This window comes from Amorphus suaedae, from assembly GCF_053629675.1.
Genome location: NZ_JBRJIT010000001.1, coordinates 2,393,489 through 2,413,338 on the forward strand (window position 1 = coordinate 2,393,489; position 19,850 = coordinate 2,413,338).

Here is a 19,850-nt window from a genome sequence, read left to right on the forward strand (position 1 = left end):
GCGATGGCGGACCGACCCAGAAAGACGCGCGCGCCGCGGGCGCCGGTTCCGACCGGACCCGCGGCCGATCCCGCCGCCCACGTGGTGCTCGCCGAGATCGGCGCGGCCCACGGGGTGCGCGGGGCGGCGAAGCTGCGTCTGTTTGCCGAGGATCCGGCATCGCTGACCGACTGCGGGCCGCTCGTGCTCTCCGACGGACGCACCTTGAAGGTGACCGGCCTGGAGACCGCGGGCGGCAAGATCGTCGCGCGCTTCGAGGGCGTCCCCGACCGCACCGCGGTCGAGACCCTGCGCGGCGAGACGCTGTGGCTGCCGCGTGATCGCCTGCCGGCGATCGACGAGGACGACACCTTCTACCACGTCGACCTTCTCGGCCTCGACGTGGTGGACACCGACGGCCAGCCGATCGGCCGGGTGAAGACCATCCAGGATTTCGGCGCCGGCGATCTGGTCGAGATCGACCGTCCCGACGCCGCGAGCTTCTTCCTGCCGTTCACCGAGGCCTGCGTGCCGCAGGTCGACATCGCCGGCGGACGCCTGGTGGTCGCCATTCCACCCGGCCTGCTGGGCGGAGACGACAAGGGCGGCGACGCGCCGGACGAAGACGCGCCGGACGGGGCCGACGGAGAGCGGTCGTGAGCTTTCACGCCACGGTCCTCACGCTCTATCCCGACATGTTTCCCGGCCCGCTCGGCCACTCGCTCGCCGGCCGCGCGCTCGGCGAGGGCGTCTGGTCGCTGGACGCCGTCGACATCCGCGCCTCCGCCACCGACCGGCACCGGACGGTTGACGACACGCCGGCCGGCGGCGGCCCCGGCATGGTGATGCGCGCCGACGTCATCGCCCGCGCCATCGACGCGGCGAGTGCTGCGGCCCCCGACCGGCCGCGCCTGCTGATGAGCCCGCGCGGCAAGCCGCTCACCCAGGACGACGTGAAGCGCTTCGCCGCCGGCCCCGGGCTGATGATCCTGTGCGGCCGCTTCGAGGGCGTCGACGAGCGCGTCATCGAGGCGCGCGGCCTGACGGAAGTCTCGGTCGGCGACTACGTGCTCTCCGGCGGCGAGGTGGCGGCGATGACGCTGCTGGACGCCGTCGTGCGGCTGCTGCCCGGCGTGATGGGGGCCGCCGCCTCGGCCAGCGAGGAGAGCTTCGAGAACGGGCTCCTGGAATATCCCCAGTACACCCGGCCGGCCGAATGGGAGGGGCGCCCGATCCCGCCGGTGCTGCTGTCGGGCGATCACGGCAAGGTCGCCGCCTGGCGCCGCCAGCAGGCCGAGGCGCTGACACGCGCCCGCCGGCCCGACCTCCTGTCGCCGCCTCCCGCGCCGCGCGGCCGCGACGCCGGCTGACCGGCCCACCGCCGGCGCCCGCCGTTCGGCGCTTGAACGGCGCCCGAATTTCCCCATATTTCAGATCGGGCACTGCCCCGGACTGCCGGATGCCATGCTTCGGGTCCGGCACCGCTTGGTCGCTTTGGACAAGGACTGTTGGTGCATGTCACGTCTCACGACGTTTTCGAGTCCGTTTCTCCTCGGGTTCGACGATATCGAGCGGGTGCTCGATCGGGTGTCGAAGGCCGCGAACGACGGCTATCCTCCCTACAATATCGAGCGCCTGGCCGCGGGAACCGACCGCGGCGACATCCTGAGGATCACGCTTGCGGTCGCAGGCTTCACGCGCGCGCAGCTGGATGTCACACTGGAGGAGAATCAGCTGGTCATCCGGGGTCGCCAGACCGACGACGACACCGGTCGCCAGTTTCTCCACCGCGGCATCGCGGCCCGGCAGTTCCAGCGCACCTTCGTGCTGGCCGAAGGGATCGAGATCCGCAGCGCCGAGCTGAAGGACGGACTGCTGTCGATCGACCTCGTCCGCCCCGAGCAGGAGCGCATCGTGCGGCGGATCGACATCACGGCCCACGACTGAGGCCATTCCGGACACGGGAAACGCTTCGCAGCCCTGATGGGCGCGATCCGGCAGCGGCCGGACGGAGCGCGGCGCAGGACCGGACCACCGAGGTCCGCGCGCGCCCTTGCAACGCCCCGCACGCACGGCGTTCCGCCCGAGGCGGAGCCCGTGGAACCGCGCCGAGCCTTCGCTTTCGCCTTCCCGACGGCCGCCGCCGATCACGCCACCGGGGAACGCCCAGGCCAGATTTCGATCTCCCGCGCCGACGCGCCGCGCGTCCCGGAGATCCACCCGATCCGCATGCCGAGCGACCGGACGTCCCGTCCGGCCACGCGACAGACGGAGCCGCCCGCCGATCATGGGGGCATCGCCGACCCGGTCATCGCGACGGGCGGCGTGGACAGTAAGGAGTAAGGTCATGAACCGATCCATCGACGACACCGGCGGAGCCAAGCCGGTGATTTCCCAGCAGGCGCTCGCCCAGCTCGGCGGCGGTCAGGTCGCCTACATGCGCCCGCTCAACGGCAGCGAGGTACAGAGCCTCTTCCCCGACGCGCCGCAGCTCTCGGCCGAGCACAAGCTCTGGGCGCTGCTGTCGGCCGACGGCACGCCGATCATGCTGGCCGATTCCCGCGAAGCGGTGATCGCCAACGCCTACGAGAACCAGCTGCACATGGTGACCGTGCACTGAGGACGGGGGCGGAGAGGCCCCCTCTCCTGACCCATCCCGACTGAATTCCCAACGCCGCCGGAGCCCGCTCCGGCGGCGTTCGCATGTCAGGTCGCGGGAGGTCCTCTTCCAAAAGTGGGACGACGGGCACTAGAGCTCTCAATCATTGGCCGCAAACACACGCATTGCGTTTGTTTGATATTAGTAGCACGCTATACGTGCTATCTGGCAGATCAGTCCAGGCGGCTGGTCTGCCTCAGATTTGGAGGCGTCCAATGGCATCCATGAGTGTTCTCGCGTTCTCGCTCGCGGCGCTGCTCGGCTTCGCCTCTTACTATCTCACGCGAGACAAGACATCCCGGGTCCTCGGCCGATCTTCAGCTCGTCCGAACTTAGTCGGCATGGTTGCCATTGGCTCGGGTCTGGCACTCGCCGCAGTCCTGATGATTTTCGTCTCGGAGATACACACCGAACTCGGCACCCACGTGTGGCATGCGTACCGGTTCATGAGTACGCCGATAGCCTATTGTTCGATCGTAGGCGCCGTGTTCGGCTACCTGTTCGGATATTGGAGTTCGTTTCTGATGAAACCGGAGCTCCTGTCACGGCCAGAGACCAGCAAGGCACATGGCCGCTGGGGGCTTGTACTCCTGACACTGCTCATCGTCACGCTGTTCGCCCCGTCGGTGGACGCCCTCCTCGGGCGGATCACTTCCATCAACTCCGCGCCGCTTCAGTTGTCCTTCTCCCCCACCCAGAGGCAGGAATCAGAAAACGATGCAGGCGCTATCGTTGGGCCAGGAAAGAACGGGTCAGACGAGACCGCACAACAGGCATCGGCACTCGGAAGGGCGAATTTTTACTCCGGATTTGCAATTCCGATTCTTGAGAATAATGCGATCTCAGATCCGTATTATATATCGATACTCCGATCCGAAACTTTTCCGAAACAGATCCCCTCGCCCCCGAGTGTATTGATTCGAACGGCCGCCTTTTCTTCTTGCCTGCGCGACGCCGTGAAAGGCAGTTTTGATCCGCTACTGGTGCATACTTATTTCGGACCAGCGATACACCGGTTGAGGTCCGACACTCTTAAGAAGTCCGGCGCAACAGAGATGCCCGCCGAATCGGACTTATGGATAAGGAATTACGTAGTCGACTCTTTCGCAAAGCACTTCAGCGATTCCAGCACGCTAGTCACCGCTACCATCCCGGACCAACTCGCTGAAAAATGCATAATAAGGCTCCCAAGTAGACAGAGTGACGAAGAAATAATGGGAATCAGGAACCCAATATTTGAAAAACTTTACGAAAATCTACTTGTCAGCTTCGCGCTAGGGGCAGCAGGTGCTCATGAAGCTTCTATACGTACTCTTGCAGAGTGGATACATCAGACTGAGGAAAGGTACAAAAATCTACTTAAGAGAGATCGCGCCTTCACCGAGCTAAGTTGGGCACAGATCCGAGCAAAGCAGTACCTCGCCATAAGTCTTGCGATGGAGGGCATGCACAACGCACGCCATGACCTCCTCAGCGAAGTTACGCTTGATATGGAAGAACTTTTTGTCGACGCTCAACAACAGGGAATTGGCGCCATCCTTCGTGATCCGGATCTGTGGGTTGACGACAAGGGCTGTCAGACGCTTGAAGATTTTGTGAGCCGAAAGCCGAATTTCGAATCCGACTGGGATGACCTTGACGCAGTCGAGAAACCTTTCGCTAATGAGAGCAATGCTGTAGCCCGCCTCATGATGAGTTACGTTAGCTATACTGATCTTTATGTCGAAGAGGCTCTGTCAGAAGACTCCGTGGACGCCCGCGTCTTCAACTACGCAAAGCGCAATGCTCACATTCCGTCCTGCCTTTTTACGCTTGGTCTCGGCAACCTTCAGCGCGGGCTTGAAATGCAGGCCCGCTACCAGCTTCAGTTCGCAAAAGTTTTGCTGTTCGCGTCAGAATTCTGGGGTGGCAAAATCACGTACACCTCGTTCTCCGATCTTCAGATCCAAAAGGAGGCGTTACGTCACCTAATCAAGGCTGAAGATTTCCTCAACCAGACCGAGGACGGTGGCGAGCCTAGCTGGTACACTCAGATAGTCGATGGAACCTCAGGAACTGAAGCCATGCGCCGGCAGATCGATCGACTTATCAAGAGATTGACAAAGGTGGTCGACCAGAGATCCGAAAACTGACGTGGTCACGACATATTAGGCGCCCCTCGAATAAGAAAATCTTCTCAAAGTCATCTTATATATGATGGCTGCAAACGCACCCCGCGAATTCCGAAGTAAACGGGCCCCAGTCCTTGCGAACTAGGGCCCGACTCTTGGTAATCCCACGGGGACCATTTCTCTGGCGCTATGGGATGACCGTAGCAGCGAGCGCTGCGGCTATCGGCGTGAAGATGCCGGCGGCGGTGAATGCGATCAAAAGCAAACGCATCACTCGTCTCCCTTTACTGTGGCCGTTGGGATAAAGATCCGAGAGCGGGCAGGCCCGCGATCGAACCATCGAGCGCTATTCGCCACAAAGTTGTGCTCTGGCGCTCAACACTCGTATTTATAGCATATTTCTTTGGTCAGCAACCTTCGGGCGCATGAGCGGGCGGCTACTGCCCCCGCCCCCCTCACGCCGCGGCGCTTTCGCCGGCGGCGACGATGGCGACGATCTGGCGCATGATCTCGGAGAGCTGGAAGTCCTTTGGCGTGTAGACCGCGGCGACGCCGCGCGCCTTGAGGGTTTCGGCGTCCTCCGGCGGGATGATGCCGCCGACGACCACCGGCACGTCGTCGAGGCCGGCGCGGCGCATGCGCTCCATCACCTCGCTCACCAGCGCCACGTGGGAGCCCGACAGCACCGACAGCCCGACCACGTGCACGCCCTCTTCCAGCGCCGCATTGACGATCTCCGCAGGCGTCAGGCGGATGCCCTCGTAGACCACCTCCATGCCGCAGTCGCGCGCCCGCATGGCGATCTGCTCGGCGCCGTTGGAATGGCCGTCGAGGCCGGGCTTGCCGACCAGGAACTTCAGCCGCCGGCCGAGCCGCTCCGACACCGCGTCGACCTCGTCGCGAATGGCGGCGAGCTCTTCGGAGCTGGTGCGCATGGCCTGGCCGACGCCCGTCGGCGCGCGGAACTCGCCGAACACCCGGCGCAGCGTGGTGCCCCATTCGCCGGTGGTCACCCCCGCCCTGGCGCAGACGATCGACGGCTCCATCAGGTTGCGGCCGTCGCGGGCGGCGGCCTCGAGGTCGGCCAGCGCCGCCGCGGCGGCGTCGGCATCGCGCGCGGCGCGCCACGCCTCAAGGCGCTCCACCGCCTCCGCCTCGACGGTTTCCGGTACCGTCATCACGGCGCCCGCCCCGGTGGCGAGCGGCGAGGGCTCTGACTCCGTGTAGGCGTTGACGCCGACGACGACCTGCGCGCCGCTCTCGATCGCCGCCAGCCGGCGGCCGTTCGCCTCCACCAGCTGCTGCTTCATGTAGCTGGACTCGATGGCGGCGACGGCGCCGCCCATGGCGTCGATGCGGGCGAGCTCGTCCTTGGCCGCCACCTTCAGCTCCGCCACCCGGGCTTCCACCGCCACCGAGCCGTCGAACAGGTCGCCGTATTCCAGGAGGTCCGTCTCGAAAGCGAGGATCTGCTGGGCACGCAGGCTCCACTGCTGGTCGAACGGCCGCGGCAGGCCGAGCGCCTCGTTCCACGCCGGCAGCTGGACCGCGCGGGCCCGCGCCGTCTTCGACAGGGTGACGGCCAGCATCTCGATGAGGATGCGGTAGACGTTGTTTTCCGGCTGGCTCTCCGTCAGGCCCAGCGAATTGACCTGCACGCCGTAGCGGAAGCGACGGTACTTCGGGTCATCGACGCCGTAGCGCGTCTCGCAGATCTCGTCCCACAGCTCCACGAACGCGCGCATCTTGCAGAGCTCGGTGACGAAGCGCAGGCCGGCGTTGACGAAGAACGAGATGCGGCCCACCGCCTGGGGAAACTCGGCTTCCGGGATGGCGCCGGAGGCCTTGGCCGCATCGAGGACGGCGATGGCGGTGGCGAGCGCAAAGGCGAGCTCCTGGGTCGGCGTCGCGCCGGCCTCCTGCAGGTGGTAGGAGCAGACGTTGATGGGGTTGAACTTCGGCGTCTCGCGGCCCGTCCAGGCGATCACGTCGGTGATCAGCCGCATCGACGGCGCCGGCGGGAACACGTAGGTGCCGCGCGACAGGTATTCCTTGATGATGTCGTTCTGGGTGGTGCCGGTGAGGCTGGCGCGCGGCGCGCCGGTCTCGTCGGCGACCGCGACGTAGAGCGCCAGCAGCCACGCCGCGGTGGCGTTGATGGTCATCGAGGTGTTCATGCGGTCGAGCGGGATGTCGGCGAACAGCGCCCGCATGTCGCCGATGTGGGCGACCGACACGCCCACCTTGCCGACCTCGCCCTTCGCCAGCGCATGGTCCGGATCGTAGCCCGTCTGGGTTGGCAGGTCGAAGGCGACCGACAGCCCGGTCTGGCCCTTGGCGAGGTTCGACCGGTAGAGCGCGTTCGACGCCGTCGCCGAGGAATGCCCCGCATAGGTGCGGAAGATCCAGGGCTTGTCCCTGGATGCGCCGTCGTGGGTCCCGCCCGTCATCGCCATCGCCTCCCATGTCCGTTTCGTACGCACAATGACAGCGTGCAGCGCAATAAATCCAGTCACAACTCGCCCGGCGGGCAACACGCTCGGCGCGAGACGGTCGCCGCGTCGGCCTTTGCGCTCCCTCCTCCGGCATGCCAGTCTCGGGCAACACCACGGCGCCCGCTGGACATGCGGATGTTGCGCTGCAATATAAAAGCAATGTCGTCGACTGGGGAGGAAACGATGTCGATCGCTCCGGCGAATGCCCACAAGGACCTCTACGAGATCGGGGAAATCCCGCCACTCGGACATGTCCCGGAGAAAATGTACGCCTGGGCGATCCGCAGGGATCGCCATGGACCGCCGGAGACCTCGATGCAGGTCGAGGTGGTGCCCACCTGGACCATCGACAGCCAGGAGGTGCTGATCCTGGTGATGGCCGCGGGGGTCAACTACAACGGGATCTGGGCCGCGCTGGGCGAGCCGATCTCGCCGTTCGACGGCCACAAGCAGCCCTACCACATCGCCGGATCCGACGCTGTCGGCATCGTCTGGGCCGTCGGCTCGAAGGTGAACCGCTGGAAGGTGGGCGACGAGGTTGTGGTCCATTGCAACCAGGACGACGGCGACGACGAGGAGTGCAACGGCGGCGACCCGATGTTCTCGCCCTCCCAGCGCATCTGGGGCTACGAGACGCCGGACGGCGGCTTCGCCCAGTTCGCCCGCGTCCAGGCCCGCCAGCTGATGGAGCGGCCGAAGCACCTCACCTGGGAGGAGTCGGCCTGCTACACGCTGACGCTCGCCACCGCCTACCGCATGCTCTACGGCCACCCGCCGCACACGCTGAAGCCCGGCGACAACGTGCTCGTCTGGGGCGCCTCCGGCGGGCTCGGCGTGTTCGGGATCCAGCTGTGCGCGGCGTCGGGGGCCAATGCCATCGGCGTCATTTCCGACGAGACCAAGCGCGACTTCGTGCTGTCGCTTGGCGCGCGTGGCGTCATCAACCGCAAGGAATTCGACTGCTGGGGCCAGCTGCCGAAGGTGAACAGCCCCGAATACGACACGTGGGCCAAGGAGGCGCGGCGCTTCGGCAAAGCGATCTGGGACATCACCGGCAAGGGCAAGAACGTCGACATCGTGTTCGAGCACCCGGGCGAGGCGACCTTCCCGATCTCCACCTTCGTGGCGCGGCGCGGCGGCATGATCGTCTTCTGCGCCGGAACCACCGGCTTCAACCTGACCATGGACGCCCGCTACGTCTGGATGCACCAGAAGCGCGTGCAGGGCTCGCACTTCGCCCACCTGAAGCAGGCGACCGAGGCGAACCGGTTCGTGCTCAACCAGCGCGTCGACCCGTGCATGAGCGAGGTCTTCCCGTGGACACAGATCCCGCGCGCCCACACCAAGATGTGGAAGAACGAGCACGCGCCCGGCAACATGGCGGTGCTGGTCTCCGCACCGACCACCGGGCTGCGCACCCTCGACGACGTGATCGAGGCCGGTCGGGCGAACGACTGACGCCGCGCGACCGACGAACCATCAGACCGCCCAGGGCCGGACCCCGGCCCTGGGCGCATTCCGCCGTCGATCGGCGGGGTCTACTGGACCACCTGCTCGACCACCAGGCATTGCCCCGCCGTGTGCTCCTGGCACTCGGAAACGGCCTTCTGCCGGACGAAGTCGAGGGCCATGCCCTCCTCCCACGCCCAGCCGCACGCCCCGTCCGGGCCGGTGGCGAAGGCCTTGGGCGTTTCGGCCGTCTGATAGGCCTCGTAGAGCTCCTTGCATTCATCGGTCAGGCCGGAGGGAGCGGCGGCAGCCGCCAGCGGCGCGCCGAGGAGGCCCAAAATGGCCAGCGAAGCTTGGATCTTCATCTCATTACCCTTCAATGTTTCATCACGCCCAGGTAGCCCGCACCTCCCCCAACCCGGGATGGGGCATTCTGTTCCGGGCGATCGCGTCTTGCCTGGACGGTCGGGTCCGGTAGTGTCTGCATCTGATTTTGTCGCAGGCGTTTCGCCGCGCCTGCCTTCACGGGTTGCACGCAGCAGCTTTCCCGACCCGCCAGTACGACAGGAATTCGAATCATGGCTTCTGCCGTCTCCGCGTCCGCGATCGCTGCGGCGATCGCCCTTGCCGCCGTCTCCGCCACGACCGCCAACGCCGCCGAGGACACCTGCGACGTCGACCGGCCGGTGATGTTCGCCGGCTTCGACTACGAATCCGGCGCGTTCCACACCGCGGTGGCGAAGTTCATCGCCAAGAACGGCTACGGCTGCGCCGTCGACGACCTGCCGGGCTCGACGATCCCGCTGATCAACGGCGTGGCGCGCGGCGATCTCGACGTGATCATGGAGATCTGGACCGCCAACCCGGCGCAGGCCTGGGTCGACGCGGAGAAGGCCGGCCAGGTGGTGGCGCTCGGCACCACCTTCCCGGACGCGGTCGAGGGCTGGTTCGTGCCGTCCTACATGGTCGAGGGAGACGGCGCCCCCGCGCCGAGCCTGAAGCAGGTCGCCGACCTGCCGGAATACGCCGAGATGTTCACCGATCCGGAGGAGCCCAGCAAAGGGCGCTTCTACAACTGCCCGGCCGGCTGGCAGTGCGAGATCGTCAACTCCAAGAAGCTCGCCGCCTACGGTCTCGGCGCCTCCTACACCAACTTCCGCCCGGGCACCGGGGCGGCGCTGGCGGCGGCGGTGAACTCCGCCTACCTGCGCGAGAAGCCGATCCTGTTCTATTACTGGGCGCCGACCGCGCTGATGGGCCAGCACGATTTCGTGCAGCTCGAGGAGCCCGCCTTCAACCGCGAGATCTGGGACCAGATGATGGCGAGCGACGACCCGCAGTCGGCCACCGCCTATCCGGTCAGCAAGGTCATCATTGGCGCCAACAAGGCATTCGCCGACAGCGCGCCGAACCTTACCGCCTTCCTGAAGGCCTACACGACCTCCAGCGACCTCACCAGCAAGGCGCTGGCCGACATGGAGGCGAACGGCGGTGACGCCGACCTCGCGGCGAAGTCGTTCCTGAAGGCCCACGAGGACGTCTGGACCAAGTGGGTGCCGGCGTCGGTGGCGGAGAAGGTGAAGGCCGCGCTCTGAGGCGCGGCCCTCCCCGGTCGACGGCGGCACCGCCGGTGCCGGCATCGACCGGACGGAGACCGCGGAACCGCGCCAGGGCTCGCCGACGGCGGGCCGGACGCGCGACATCGTGACCTCCGCGCCGGGCCGCTCAGGTTTGTCATCCGCGCGTTTTCGGGCAGGATGGCCGCGGTGCCCCGCGAGAAGGCACCGGCCGACAACAACACAGGGATGCCCATGCCCCCCGGATTGCCGTCCGACGACCGAGGCTGGCGCACGACGTCCGCCGCGCTGAAGCGCGCGCTGGCGGTTGCGCTGTCCGCCGTGCCGCTCGGGCTCGCGACGTTCACCGCGCCGGGCGCGGCCCAGGACACCATTGCGAACGTGATCCGGGCCGTGCCCGTCTGCGAGGTGGACCGACCGATCGTCATGGCCGCGCTCGACTGGGATTCCAGCGCCTTCCACAACGCCGTGGCGAGCTTCATCCTGGAGAAGGGCTACGGCTGCCAGACCAGCTACGTGGAAGGGTCGACGATCCCGCTGCTCAGCCGCATGGCGCGGGGCCAGATCGACGTGACCATGGAGATGTGGAGCTCCAACGTGGAGGAGGCGTGGAAGCAGGCCGTCGGCCGGGGCGCCGTGCGCTCGCTCGGCGTCAACTTCCCCGACGCCACCCAGGCCTGGTTCGTGCCGAAATATCTGGTGGAGGGCGACGACGCGCCGGCCAAGGGCCTGAAGTCGGTCGCCGACCTGCCGCGCTACAAGGACCTGTTCGCCGACCCCGACGCCCCCGGTAAGGGCCGTTTCTACAACTGCATACTCGGCTGGGGATGCGAGGTCATCAACACCAAGAAGCTGTTCGCCTACGGCCTCACCGACAGCTACACCAACTACCGCCCGGGCACCGGGGCGGCGCTGGCGTCGACCATCGAGACCGACATCCAGAACAAGAAGCCGATCGTGTTCTACTACTGGGGACCCACCTGGCTGCTGGGCAAGGTGGGCGACCAGATCGTCGAGCTGGAGGAGCCTGCCTACGACGAGGCGATCTGGACGAAGCTCCTGGAGGCGCCCAACCCGGCCGACGTGACGCAGGCGACCGCCTATCCGCTGGTCGCCGTCTACAAGGCGGTCAACACCGGCTTCGCGGAGACGGCGCCGGGCATCATCGAGTTCCTGTCTCGCTACGAGACCACCAACGCCATGGTCTCCAAGGCGCTTGCCTACATGCAGGACAACAACGCGACCGCCGACGAGGCCGCCGTCCACTTCCTGAAGGAGAACCCCGACGTCTGGTCGCCGTGGGTCCCGGCGGAAGTGGCCGACACCGTCAAGGCCGCGCTCGGAAACAGCTGAGCCGTCACGCGCGGCGGGGTGCCGGATCGGACGGACACAGGCAGGCATGAACCAGGAAAGCTTCTTTCTCGGCGAGACGGTCGGGCGCTCCATCCGCGACGCCACCAACGCCTTCGTCAAATACCTGGTGGTCAACTACGGCAACTTCTTCGAGGGCATCTCGGACGGGCTGCTGACGGTGCTCGTCGCGCTGGAGCAGGCGTTGCGCGGGGCACCGGCGTGGCTGGTCATCCTCGCGGTCGGGCTGATCGCCTTTGCGGCCAGCCGGCGGATCCTGCTGTCGGTGGCGATGATGGCCGCCATGTGGTTCATCGGCACGCTGGGGCTGTGGGAACAGGCGATGCAGACGGTCGCCATCATGCTGGTGTCGGTCGGCCTGGCGATCGTCATCGGCGTGCCGCTGGGCGTGGTGTCGGCGCGCTCCAACGCCGTCCGCGCCGTCCTCAATCCGCTCCTCGACCTGATGCAGACGATCCCGAGCTTCGTCTACCTGATCCCGGCGGCGATGCTGTTCGGGCTCGGCAAGGTTCCGGCGATCCTGGCGACGGTGATCTACGCCACGCCGCCGCTGATCCGCCTGACGGACCTCGGCATCCGGCTGGTGGACACCGAGGTGATCGAAGCCAGCCGCGCCTTCGGCGCCACCCGCTGGCAGCTGCTGAAGGGCGTGCAGATCCCGCTCGCCTTGCCGTCCATCATGCAGGGCATCAACCAGACCACGATGATGGCGCTTGCCATGGTGGTGATCGCCTCGATGATCGGCGCGCGCGGCGTCGGCGAGACGGTGCTCCTCGGGCTGCAACGCAACGATTCCGGCCAGGGGCTGGTCGGCGGCATTGCCATCGTGATCCTCGCCGTGGTCTTCGACCGCATCAGCCAGTCGATCGGCGCGCGGGCCCAGGCCTACCGCAACGTCGCCAATTCCTGACCGCGCCGTCCGGGCCGCGGTCACAGGAGCAGCAGGGAACCAGATGGCGCTGATCGACGTCCAGCACATCACCAAGATCTTTGGACCGAACCCGAAGGCGGCGCTCGCCCGGGTGAAGGACGGCATGGGCAAGGAGGAGCTCCTGGCCCAGACCGGCCACACCCTCGGCCTGGACGACATCTCGCTGTCCATCGAGCCCGGCGAGATCTTCGTGGTCATGGGGCTGTCCGGGTCGGGCAAGTCGACGCTGATCCGCCATTTCAACCGGCTCATCGACCCGACCGACGGCAAGATCCTGGTCGACGGCACCGACATCATCGGCCTGTCCATGCGCGACCTCTGCGCCTTCCGCCGCCAGCGGATGAGCATGGTCTTCCAGCGCTTCGGCCTGATGCCCCACCGGACGGTGCTGGAGAACGTCGCCTACGGGCTGGAGGTGCGCGGCCTCGGCCGCAGGGAGCAGGAGGCCCGCGCCCGCCAGTGGATCGAGACGGTCGGGCTGTCGGGGTTCGAGCGGCAGTATCCGAGCCAGCTGTCGGGCGGGATGCAGCAGCGCGTCGGCCTCGCCCGGGCGCTCGCCACCGACGCGGACATACTGCTGATGGACGAGGCGTTCTCGGCCCTCGACCCGCTGATCCGCAGCCAGATGCAGGACCAGCTGATCGCGCTGCAGGCCGAGCTCAACAAGACCATCGTCTTCATCACCCACGACCTCGACGAGGCGCTCCGGATCGGCGACCGCATCGCCATCCTGAAGGACGGCAGCCTGTCGCAGGTGGGCACGCCGCCGGAGATCCTGCTGCAGCCGGCCGACGACTACGTGCGCGCCTTCGTGCGCGACGTGAACCGGGCGCGGGTGCTGACGGTGGACGTGGTGATGAAGCCGCCGCAGCACCGCATCACCGACGAGAACCTGGAGAGAGCGCTGGCCGACATGCGCCGGAAGGGCGCGGCCTACGGCTACGCGGTGGAGGGCGAGAGCTACCGGGGCGTCGTCACCCGGGACGCCGTCGAGGCGGCGATCGACCAGCCGAACGGCGCCCGGACCATCTTCGAGCTCGCCAAGGAGTATCCCGTGGTGCATCAGTCGGACGCGCTGGAGACCGCGCTGCCGACCACCCTCGCCTCCGACTACCCGGTCGCGGTCATCGACGAGGAGGGCCGGCTGAAGGGCGTCGTCACCCCCGAGCGGATGTCCGACGCGCTGACGCCGCCGGCCCAGCCGGACCGGGCCGGCGAACGCGCGCGCATCCTGGAGGGCGGCGCGGCCGGCCGGATGGAGGCGCCCGATCGATAGGACAGCCCACCGATCGGCTTCGGCGACAGAACCCGATTGACCCCGTGCCTTATCCGCGCCGCCTTCTGCTGCACGGTGCGGCCACACTCAGACCGGCGCGGCCCTTGCCTCCGTGAGCCGACCCCACCGGACCTCCGACGCGCCCTGGTTCCACGATGCGCCCGATGCTTCGCCCCTTCCTGATCAGCCTCCTCCTCGCCTCGGTCTTCGTGACCGCGGTGCCGCACGCGGGCGCCCGGGCGCAGGGCATCCGGGACCTGGTGGGCAAGACGATCTCGCCCGGCAACCAGTCCACCAGCGCCGAGACCCCCGAAGCCACCCCCCCGAAGGACCCGCCGTCGCGCCCGGTCTCGATCGCTCCCGCGACGGTGGACGCCGCGGACCAGGCGCTGCTCGACGGCTGGCGGGTCAAGCTCGACCAGATCGCCAAGACGCTGGAGCAGGAGCGCATCCCGGATCCGCGGCTGGTCGAACTGCGCCGGACGGTCATCGAGATCCGCGACCAGACCAAGCCGCTGATCGAGAGGCTGAAGCCGCGCGCCGAGACGCTCAAGGCCCGGCTCGACGAGCTGAGCCTGCCAGAGGAGCAGAGCGCGCTCGAACCGGAAACCCTGAAGCTGGAGCGCGAGTCCCAGACCCGCGGGCTGGTGGCGCTCGAGGCCGTGCTGAAGCAGGCCCAGTCGATCCGGCTGCGCGCCGAAGAGCTGATCTCGACCATCGAGGCCCGGCGCCGCCAGCTGTTCGCCCAGGAGATCGGCGAGCGGCGCAGCAGCATCCTCGATCCGTCCCTCTGGCGCGACATCGTCTCGGAATTGCCGCGCGCCATCATGAGCCTCAACCTGCTGGTGGAGGACTGGACGAAGCTGTTGCGCGAGCGCGCCGGCGGCGCCTCGGCGGCGGGCGGGCTGCTCGTGTTCCTGGTGGTCATCATCGTGGTGGGGCCGGTGCGCCGCTACCTCGACCGGCGCACCAACCGCGACCCGACCGCCACCAACGTCGCGCCGCTCCCCAAGGTCACCCATGCGGTCGCCATCGCCTCGGTGAACGTCGGCATCGTGCTGGTGCTGCTCGGCGGCCTGATCATGCTGCTCGACGCGTTCGACCTGTCGCCACAGCGCATCGACGACACGCTGCTCGCGCTTCTCCAGTCGCTCGGCCTGTTCGCCACGGTCCGCGGCCTGAGCCAGGCGATCATCGCCCCGGTCCGCCCGACGTGGCGCTACCTGACGGTGGCCGACGGCGCGGCGGTCAACATCAACAAGTGGGTGGTGCTCTACGCGGGCATCTTCTGCGCCGGCTTCTTCATCGTGCAGATGTCGGACGTGCTGGCGCTGCCGCTGCCGGTGATCGAGGGGCTGCAGGGCATCTTCGCGCTCGCCACCGCGGCGGCGTCGATGGGGACGCTGCACGCGGTCGCCCGCGGCCTCAACGAGGATTCCGACAGCCCCGACGGCGGCACCATCGCGATCTGGCGGTGGCTGCTGCCGCCGGCGTGGCTCGCCGCCATCGTCGCCGCGCTGGCGCCCCTCGCCGGCTACCTGACCCTCGGCTGGTTCCTGGTCGGCCAGACCACCTGGGTGGCCGTCATCCTCAGCATCCTGTTCGTCGTGCTGATCCTGGCGGACGAGCTGATCTCGGCGGCCTTCCGGGCGGGCACTACCGTCGGCGACGTCCTGCTGCGCAACCTGCGGCTCCGGCCGGCGACCATCGAGCAACTCGGCGCGATCCTCTCGGGCGTGGCGCGGATCTTCCTGATCGTGATCGCCGGCAGCCTCGTGCTGGCGCCCTTCGGTGTGAACGGCGACGACCTGTCGAGCGCGTTCCGGCGAACCGTGAGCGGGCTCAGCATCGGCTCGGTGACCATCTCCCCCACCGCGATCGTGGGCGCGCTCGCGGTGTTCGCGATTGGCATGCTCGCCACCCGCGCCTTCCAGCGCTGGCTGGACACCCGCTTCCTGCCCCACACCCGCATGGACGTGGGCCTGAAGACCTCGGTGCGCACCGGGCTCGGCTATCTGGGCGTGATCGTCGCCGGCATGGTCGCGTTCTCGGTCGCCGGCTTCAACCTGCAGAACGTCGCCATCATCGCCGGCGCGCTGTCGGTCGGTGTCGGTTTCGGCCTGCAGTCGATCGTCAACAACTTCGTGTCCGGCCTGATCCTGCTGGCCGAACGGCCCATCAAGGCCGGCGACTGGATCGTTGTCGGCGCCGACCAGGGCTACGTGAAACGCATCAACGTGCGCTCCACCGAGATCGAGACCTTCGACCGCTCCACCGTGATCGTGCCGAACTCCGACCTGATCTCCGGCGTCGTGAAGAACTGGATGCACAACGACAATTCCGGCCGCGTCATCGTCGACGTGCGGGTGCCGTTCCAGTCGGATCCCGACCAGGTCCACGACCTGCTGCTGGAGGTCGCCCAGTCGCATCCAAACGTCCTCGCCTATCCGGAGGCGAAGGTGTATCTCTCGAACTTCGGCGAATCGGCGCTCGAGTTCCAGCTGTTCTGCTACCTGGGCAACGTGGACTACATGCTGAGCGCGAAATCGGAGCTGCGCTTCGCGGTGTTCCGGACGCTGCGCGAGAACGGCATCGAGATCCCCTACACCCGCCGCGACGTGCACATCAACGACAGGGCCGCCGACCGGCCCGCTCCCGCGGGTGCGCCGCACGAGGCCGACCCGCCCTCCCGCGAAGCCATCTCGGATGCCCCGGACGGGGATGGCGCCGAGATCTGACCCCATCCCCGCAAGGACACATCGCATGACCCTCGGACGCGCTTGTCGCCTCCTGGCCCTGGTTGCGCTCGCCGGCCTCGCCGCCTGCGCCAAGCCACCGGAAAAGCCGAGTTTCTATCAGGACCTCGGTTCGCCCAGCGCGGCGATCGATACCGCCGCCGCCGTCAACCTGATCAACAACTACCGCCAGAACAACGGGCTGGCGCCGCTCACCGTCGATCCGGCCCTGAACCGCATCGCCCAGGAGCAGGCCGACGTGCTGGCGGCGCGCGACAGCATCCAGGTGTCGCTCGGCGGCGAACGCGCCATCGACGCGCGCCTGAAGGCCGCCGGCTATCCCGCCTCCCACGCGGTGGAGAACGTCAGCGCCGGCTACCGCACCATGGCGGAGACGTTCTCCGGCTGGCGCGAGCTGAAGACCCACAACGCCCACATGCTGGACCCGGACGTGACCCGCTTCGGCATCGCCACGGCCTACGCGCCGGGGTCGAAATACAAGGTCTTCTGGGCCGGGATCTTCGCCAAACCGGCAGAGTAGCGCCGCGGCGATTTGCGATCGGGGCCGACGGTTTCCATAGTGTGCCCGCCGGTCTCACCGACCGAACAAGAAGAAGGGCGGCCCCGTGACGAACCTTTCGAAGGCGGCGGACTATGACAGCCTCGTTGCCGGCTTCCGCTGGCAGGTGCCGGACCGCTACAACATCGCGGCCGACGCCAACGACCGCTGGGCGGCCGGCGAGCCCGGCCGCACGGCGATCATCGAGATCGCCGAGGACGGCGGCCGGCGTACCATCGACCACGGCGAGCTGAACCGCCAGACGGCGCGGCTCGCCAACGTGTTCGCCGCCCATGGCCTCGCCCGCGGCGACCGCATCGCGGTGTTCCTGCCCCAGGTCGCCGAGACCGCCGTCGCCCACCTCGCCATCTACCGGATTGGGGCGGTGGCGCTGCCGCTGGCCGCCGTGTTCGGGCCCGACGCGCTGCGCTACCGGCTGGCCGACGCCGGGGTGAAAGCCATCGTCACCAACCGCATCGGCGCCGCCAAGCTCGCCGGCATCCGCGCGGCCATCCCCGAGCTTTCGCTGGTGCTGTCGATCGACGGCGCCGAGGACGGCGCGGCAGACTATGCATCCCTCCTCGACAGGGCGTCGGACCGGTTCGAGACCGCCGACACCGGCGCCGACGAACCGTCGATGATGATCTACACCTCCGGCACCACCGGCCCGCCCAAGGGCGCGCTGCACGGCCACCGGGTGCTGCTCGGCCACGTCCCCGGCGTGCAGATGCACCACGATTTCCTGCCGCAGCCCGGCGACCGCATCTGGACGCCCGCCGACTGGGCCTGGGCCGGCGGCCTGCTGAACGTGCTGCTGCCGGCGCTGAAGCTGGGCGTGCCCGTGGTGGCGCGCCGCTTCGACCGCTTCGATCCGGAGGAGGCCTGGCGGCTGATGGTCGACGCGGAGGTCCGCAACGCGTTCATCCCGCCGACGGCGCTGCGGATGCTCAAGGCGGCGCCCCCGCCTCCGGGTCTGGCCCTCCGCTCGGTGGGCTCGGGCGGCGAAAGCCTCGGCCGCGGCACCTTCGACTGGGGCCATTCCGCGCTGGGCCTCACCATCAACGAGTTCTACGGCCAGACCGAATGCAACCTGGTGCTGTCGTCGTGCGCGGCGATCGGGGTGAACAAGGGCGGCGCGATCGGCAAGGCCGTTCCCGGCCACACCGTCGCCGTCGTCGACGACGAGGGCCGCGAGGTGCCGCGCGGCGTCCAGGGCACCATCGCGGTGAAGGCGCCGGACCCGGTGATGTTCATCACCTACTGGAACAACCCCGCCGCCACCCGCGACAAGTTCCGCGGCGACTGGCTCATGACCGGCGACCAGGGGACCATGGACGACGAGGGTTACGTGACCTTCGTCGGGCGCGACGACGACGTCATCACCTCGTCCGGTTACCGGATCGGCCCGACCGAGATCGAGGACTGCCTCGTGGCCCACCCGGCGGTGCAGCTCGCCGCCGTCGTCGGCAAGCCGGATCCGATGCGCACCGAAATCGTCAAGGCGTTCGTCCAGCTTCGGCCGGAGATCGAGCCCAGCGATGCGCTGGCCGGCGACATCCAGGGCCACGTGCGCGAGCGGCTCTCGGCCCACGAATATCCGCGCGAGATCGCCTTCGTCGACGAGATGCCGCTGACCACCACCGGCAAGGTCATCCGCCGGGTGTTCCGCGATCGGGTGCGCGAGGAGGCGGCGGCGACCGGCGGTACGGACGGCGGCGATGTCGGCGCAGACGGCTGAGGCCCACGGCGGCCCGCTGCGGCTCGCCACCTTCAACCTGGAATCCTTCGGCGGCGACCGGGAGGGCCTTGCCCCCACCGCCGCGCGCCTCGACGCGCTGCGCGCCGTGATCGGACCGCTGGAGGCGGACGTCCTGTGCCTGCAGGAGGTCAACGGCCAGCGGCCGCACGGTGGCGGCGACCGGACGCTGGCGGACCTGGACCTGCTTCTGGAGGGAACCCCGCTCGCCGGCTGCCCGCGCGTCTCCGCCGGGCTGAACGGCCCCGTCGGCGACCGCCACAACCTCGTCGTGGTGTCGCGGCTCCCGATCGTCGCCCACCGGCGGCTGTGGCACGACCTGGTACCGCCATCGGCGCTGCGCCTGCCGACGGGCCCGGAGACCCCCATCGACGTGACGTTCGACCGGCCGGTGCTGCAGGCGACCGTCGCGATTGCGCCCGGCCGGCATCTCGACGTCTTCAACGCCCATCTGCGCGCGCCGCTCGCCGCCCCCGTGCCGGGCGAGAAGCTCGACGCCCACACCTGGCGCAGCACCAGCGGCTGGGCCGAGGGCTACCTCCTCGCGGCGATGAAACGGATGGGACAGGCGCTGGAGATCCGCAGGGCGATCGACCTGCTCCTCGACGACGACCCGGACCGGCTGATCGCGGTGGCGGGCGACCTCAACGCCGACCTGCTGGAAACGCCGCTGCGCCTGCTGCTGGCGGCCGACGCCGACACGGGCACCCCGGCCCTCTCCGGCCACGCGCTGACGGCGGCGGAGGCGCGGGTGGCGGCGGAGCGGCGCTACACCACCCTGCACGACGGCCGGCGGCAGCTGATCGACCACATCCTGATGAGCCGGGCGCTGGCCGCCCACCTGACCGACGTGCGCATCGACAACGCCGACCTCATCGACGACACCGCGGTTCCCGACGACTTTCCGGGATCGCTGCACGCGCCGCTGTCGGCGAGCTTCGCCTTCTGACGT

Annotated in this window: 16 protein-coding genes; 14 read left to right on the top strand and 2 right to left on the bottom strand. The window is 67.9% G+C overall.

The features are described 5' to 3' along the window. Positions 1 to 3: 3 nt before the first annotated feature. The 5 genes from rimM to AB7M35_RS10745 all read left to right on the top strand — a co-directional run bounded on the left by rimM (position 4) and on the right by AB7M35_RS10745 (position 4,770). The gene (gene rimM, locus AB7M35_RS10725) at positions 4 to 639 is read left to right on the top strand and encodes a ribosome maturation factor RimM (RefSeq protein WP_453959587.1); all 636 of its coding nucleotides are present in this window, start codon (positions 4 to 6) and stop codon (positions 637 to 639) included. Continuing rightward, positions 636 to 1,349, top strand: coding sequence for a tRNA (guanosine(37)-N1)-methyltransferase TrmD (gene trmD, locus AB7M35_RS10730; protein ID WP_453959589.1), 714 nt, complete (start codon positions 636 to 638; stop codon positions 1,347 to 1,349). Before rimM ends, trmD begins: the two co-directional genes overlap by 4 nt. 145 nt (positions 1,350 to 1,494) lie before the next feature. Beyond that, positions 1,495 to 1,926, top strand: coding sequence for an Hsp20 family protein (locus tag AB7M35_RS10735; RefSeq protein ID WP_453960701.1), 432 nt, complete (start codon positions 1,495 to 1,497; stop codon positions 1,924 to 1,926). Between the two features lie 400 nt (positions 1,927 to 2,326). Next, on the top strand, positions 2,327 to 2,599 hold the full coding sequence (locus tag AB7M35_RS10740; RefSeq protein WP_453959591.1) for a BQ00720 family protein: 273 nt from the start codon (positions 2,327 to 2,329) through the stop codon (positions 2,597 to 2,599). A 254-nt stretch (positions 2,600 to 2,853) separates the two neighbouring features. Next, a complete protein-coding gene (locus tag AB7M35_RS10745) occupies positions 2,854 to 4,770 on the top strand; it encodes a hypothetical protein (RefSeq protein ID WP_453959593.1) in 1,917 nt (638 codons plus the stop codon). 434 nt (positions 4,771 to 5,204) lie between these two features. On the opposite strand, the gene AB7M35_RS10750 is transcribed toward AB7M35_RS10745, so the two are convergent. After that, a complete protein-coding gene (locus AB7M35_RS10750) occupies positions 5,205 to 7,199 on the bottom strand; it encodes a methylmalonyl-CoA mutase family protein (RefSeq protein ID WP_453959595.1) in 1,995 nt (664 codons plus the stop codon). Positions 7,200 to 7,427: 228 nt separating this feature from the next. Between AB7M35_RS10750 and ccrA the strand changes: the two genes are divergently transcribed. Further along, the gene (gene ccrA / locus AB7M35_RS10755) at positions 7,428 to 8,702 is read left to right on the top strand and encodes a crotonyl-CoA carboxylase/reductase (RefSeq protein WP_453959597.1); all 1,275 of its coding nucleotides are present in this window, start codon (positions 7,428 to 7,430) and stop codon (positions 8,700 to 8,702) included. Positions 8,703 to 8,782: 80 nt separating this feature from the next. On the opposite strand, the gene AB7M35_RS10760 is transcribed toward ccrA, so the two are convergent. Then, positions 8,783 to 9,058: a hypothetical protein gene (locus AB7M35_RS10760; RefSeq protein WP_453959599.1), complete on the bottom strand. Its 276-nt coding sequence runs from the start codon at positions 9,056 to 9,058 to the stop codon at positions 8,783 to 8,785. 213 nt (positions 9,059 to 9,271) lie between these two features. Between AB7M35_RS10760 and AB7M35_RS10765 the strand changes: the two genes are divergently transcribed. From AB7M35_RS10765 to AB7M35_RS10800, 8 genes are all read left to right on the top strand, one after another. Continuing rightward, entirely contained in the window at positions 9,272 to 10,288 is a 1,017-nt protein-coding gene (locus AB7M35_RS10765; protein WP_453959601.1) for an ABC transporter substrate-binding protein, read from the top strand. Positions 10,289 to 10,498: 210 nt separating this feature from the next. Then, entirely contained in the window at positions 10,499 to 11,623 is a 1,125-nt protein-coding gene (locus tag AB7M35_RS10770; protein WP_453959603.1) for an ABC transporter substrate-binding protein, read from the top strand. A gap of 46 nt (positions 11,624 to 11,669) precedes the next feature. Beyond that, positions 11,670 to 12,551 (top strand): ABC transporter permease, encoded by an 882-nt coding sequence (locus tag AB7M35_RS10775; RefSeq protein WP_453959606.1) that lies wholly within the window; start codon positions 11,670 to 11,672, stop codon positions 12,549 to 12,551. A 43-nt stretch (positions 12,552 to 12,594) separates the two neighbouring features. Beyond that, entirely contained in the window at positions 12,595 to 13,848 is a 1,254-nt protein-coding gene (locus AB7M35_RS10780; protein WP_453959609.1) for a quaternary amine ABC transporter ATP-binding protein, read from the top strand. A 164-nt stretch (positions 13,849 to 14,012) separates the two neighbouring features. Further along, a complete protein-coding gene (locus tag AB7M35_RS10785) occupies positions 14,013 to 16,586 on the top strand; it encodes a DUF3772 domain-containing protein (protein WP_453959612.1) in 2,574 nt (857 codons plus the stop codon). A gap of 25 nt (positions 16,587 to 16,611) precedes the next feature. After that, positions 16,612 to 17,124, top strand: a complete 513-nt coding sequence (locus AB7M35_RS10790; protein ID WP_453959614.1) for a CAP domain-containing protein — start codon at positions 16,612 to 16,614, stop codon at positions 17,122 to 17,124. A gap of 85 nt (positions 17,125 to 17,209) precedes the next feature. Then, positions 17,210 to 18,880 (top strand): AMP-binding protein, encoded by a 1,671-nt coding sequence (locus AB7M35_RS10795; protein ID WP_453959617.1) that lies wholly within the window; start codon positions 17,210 to 17,212, stop codon positions 18,878 to 18,880. Further along, entirely contained in the window at positions 18,861 to 19,847 is a 987-nt protein-coding gene (locus AB7M35_RS10800) for an endonuclease/exonuclease/phosphatase family protein (RefSeq protein WP_453959619.1), read from the top strand. Before AB7M35_RS10795 ends, AB7M35_RS10800 begins: the two co-directional genes overlap by 20 nt. Positions 19,848 to 19,850 lie beyond the last annotated feature (3 nt).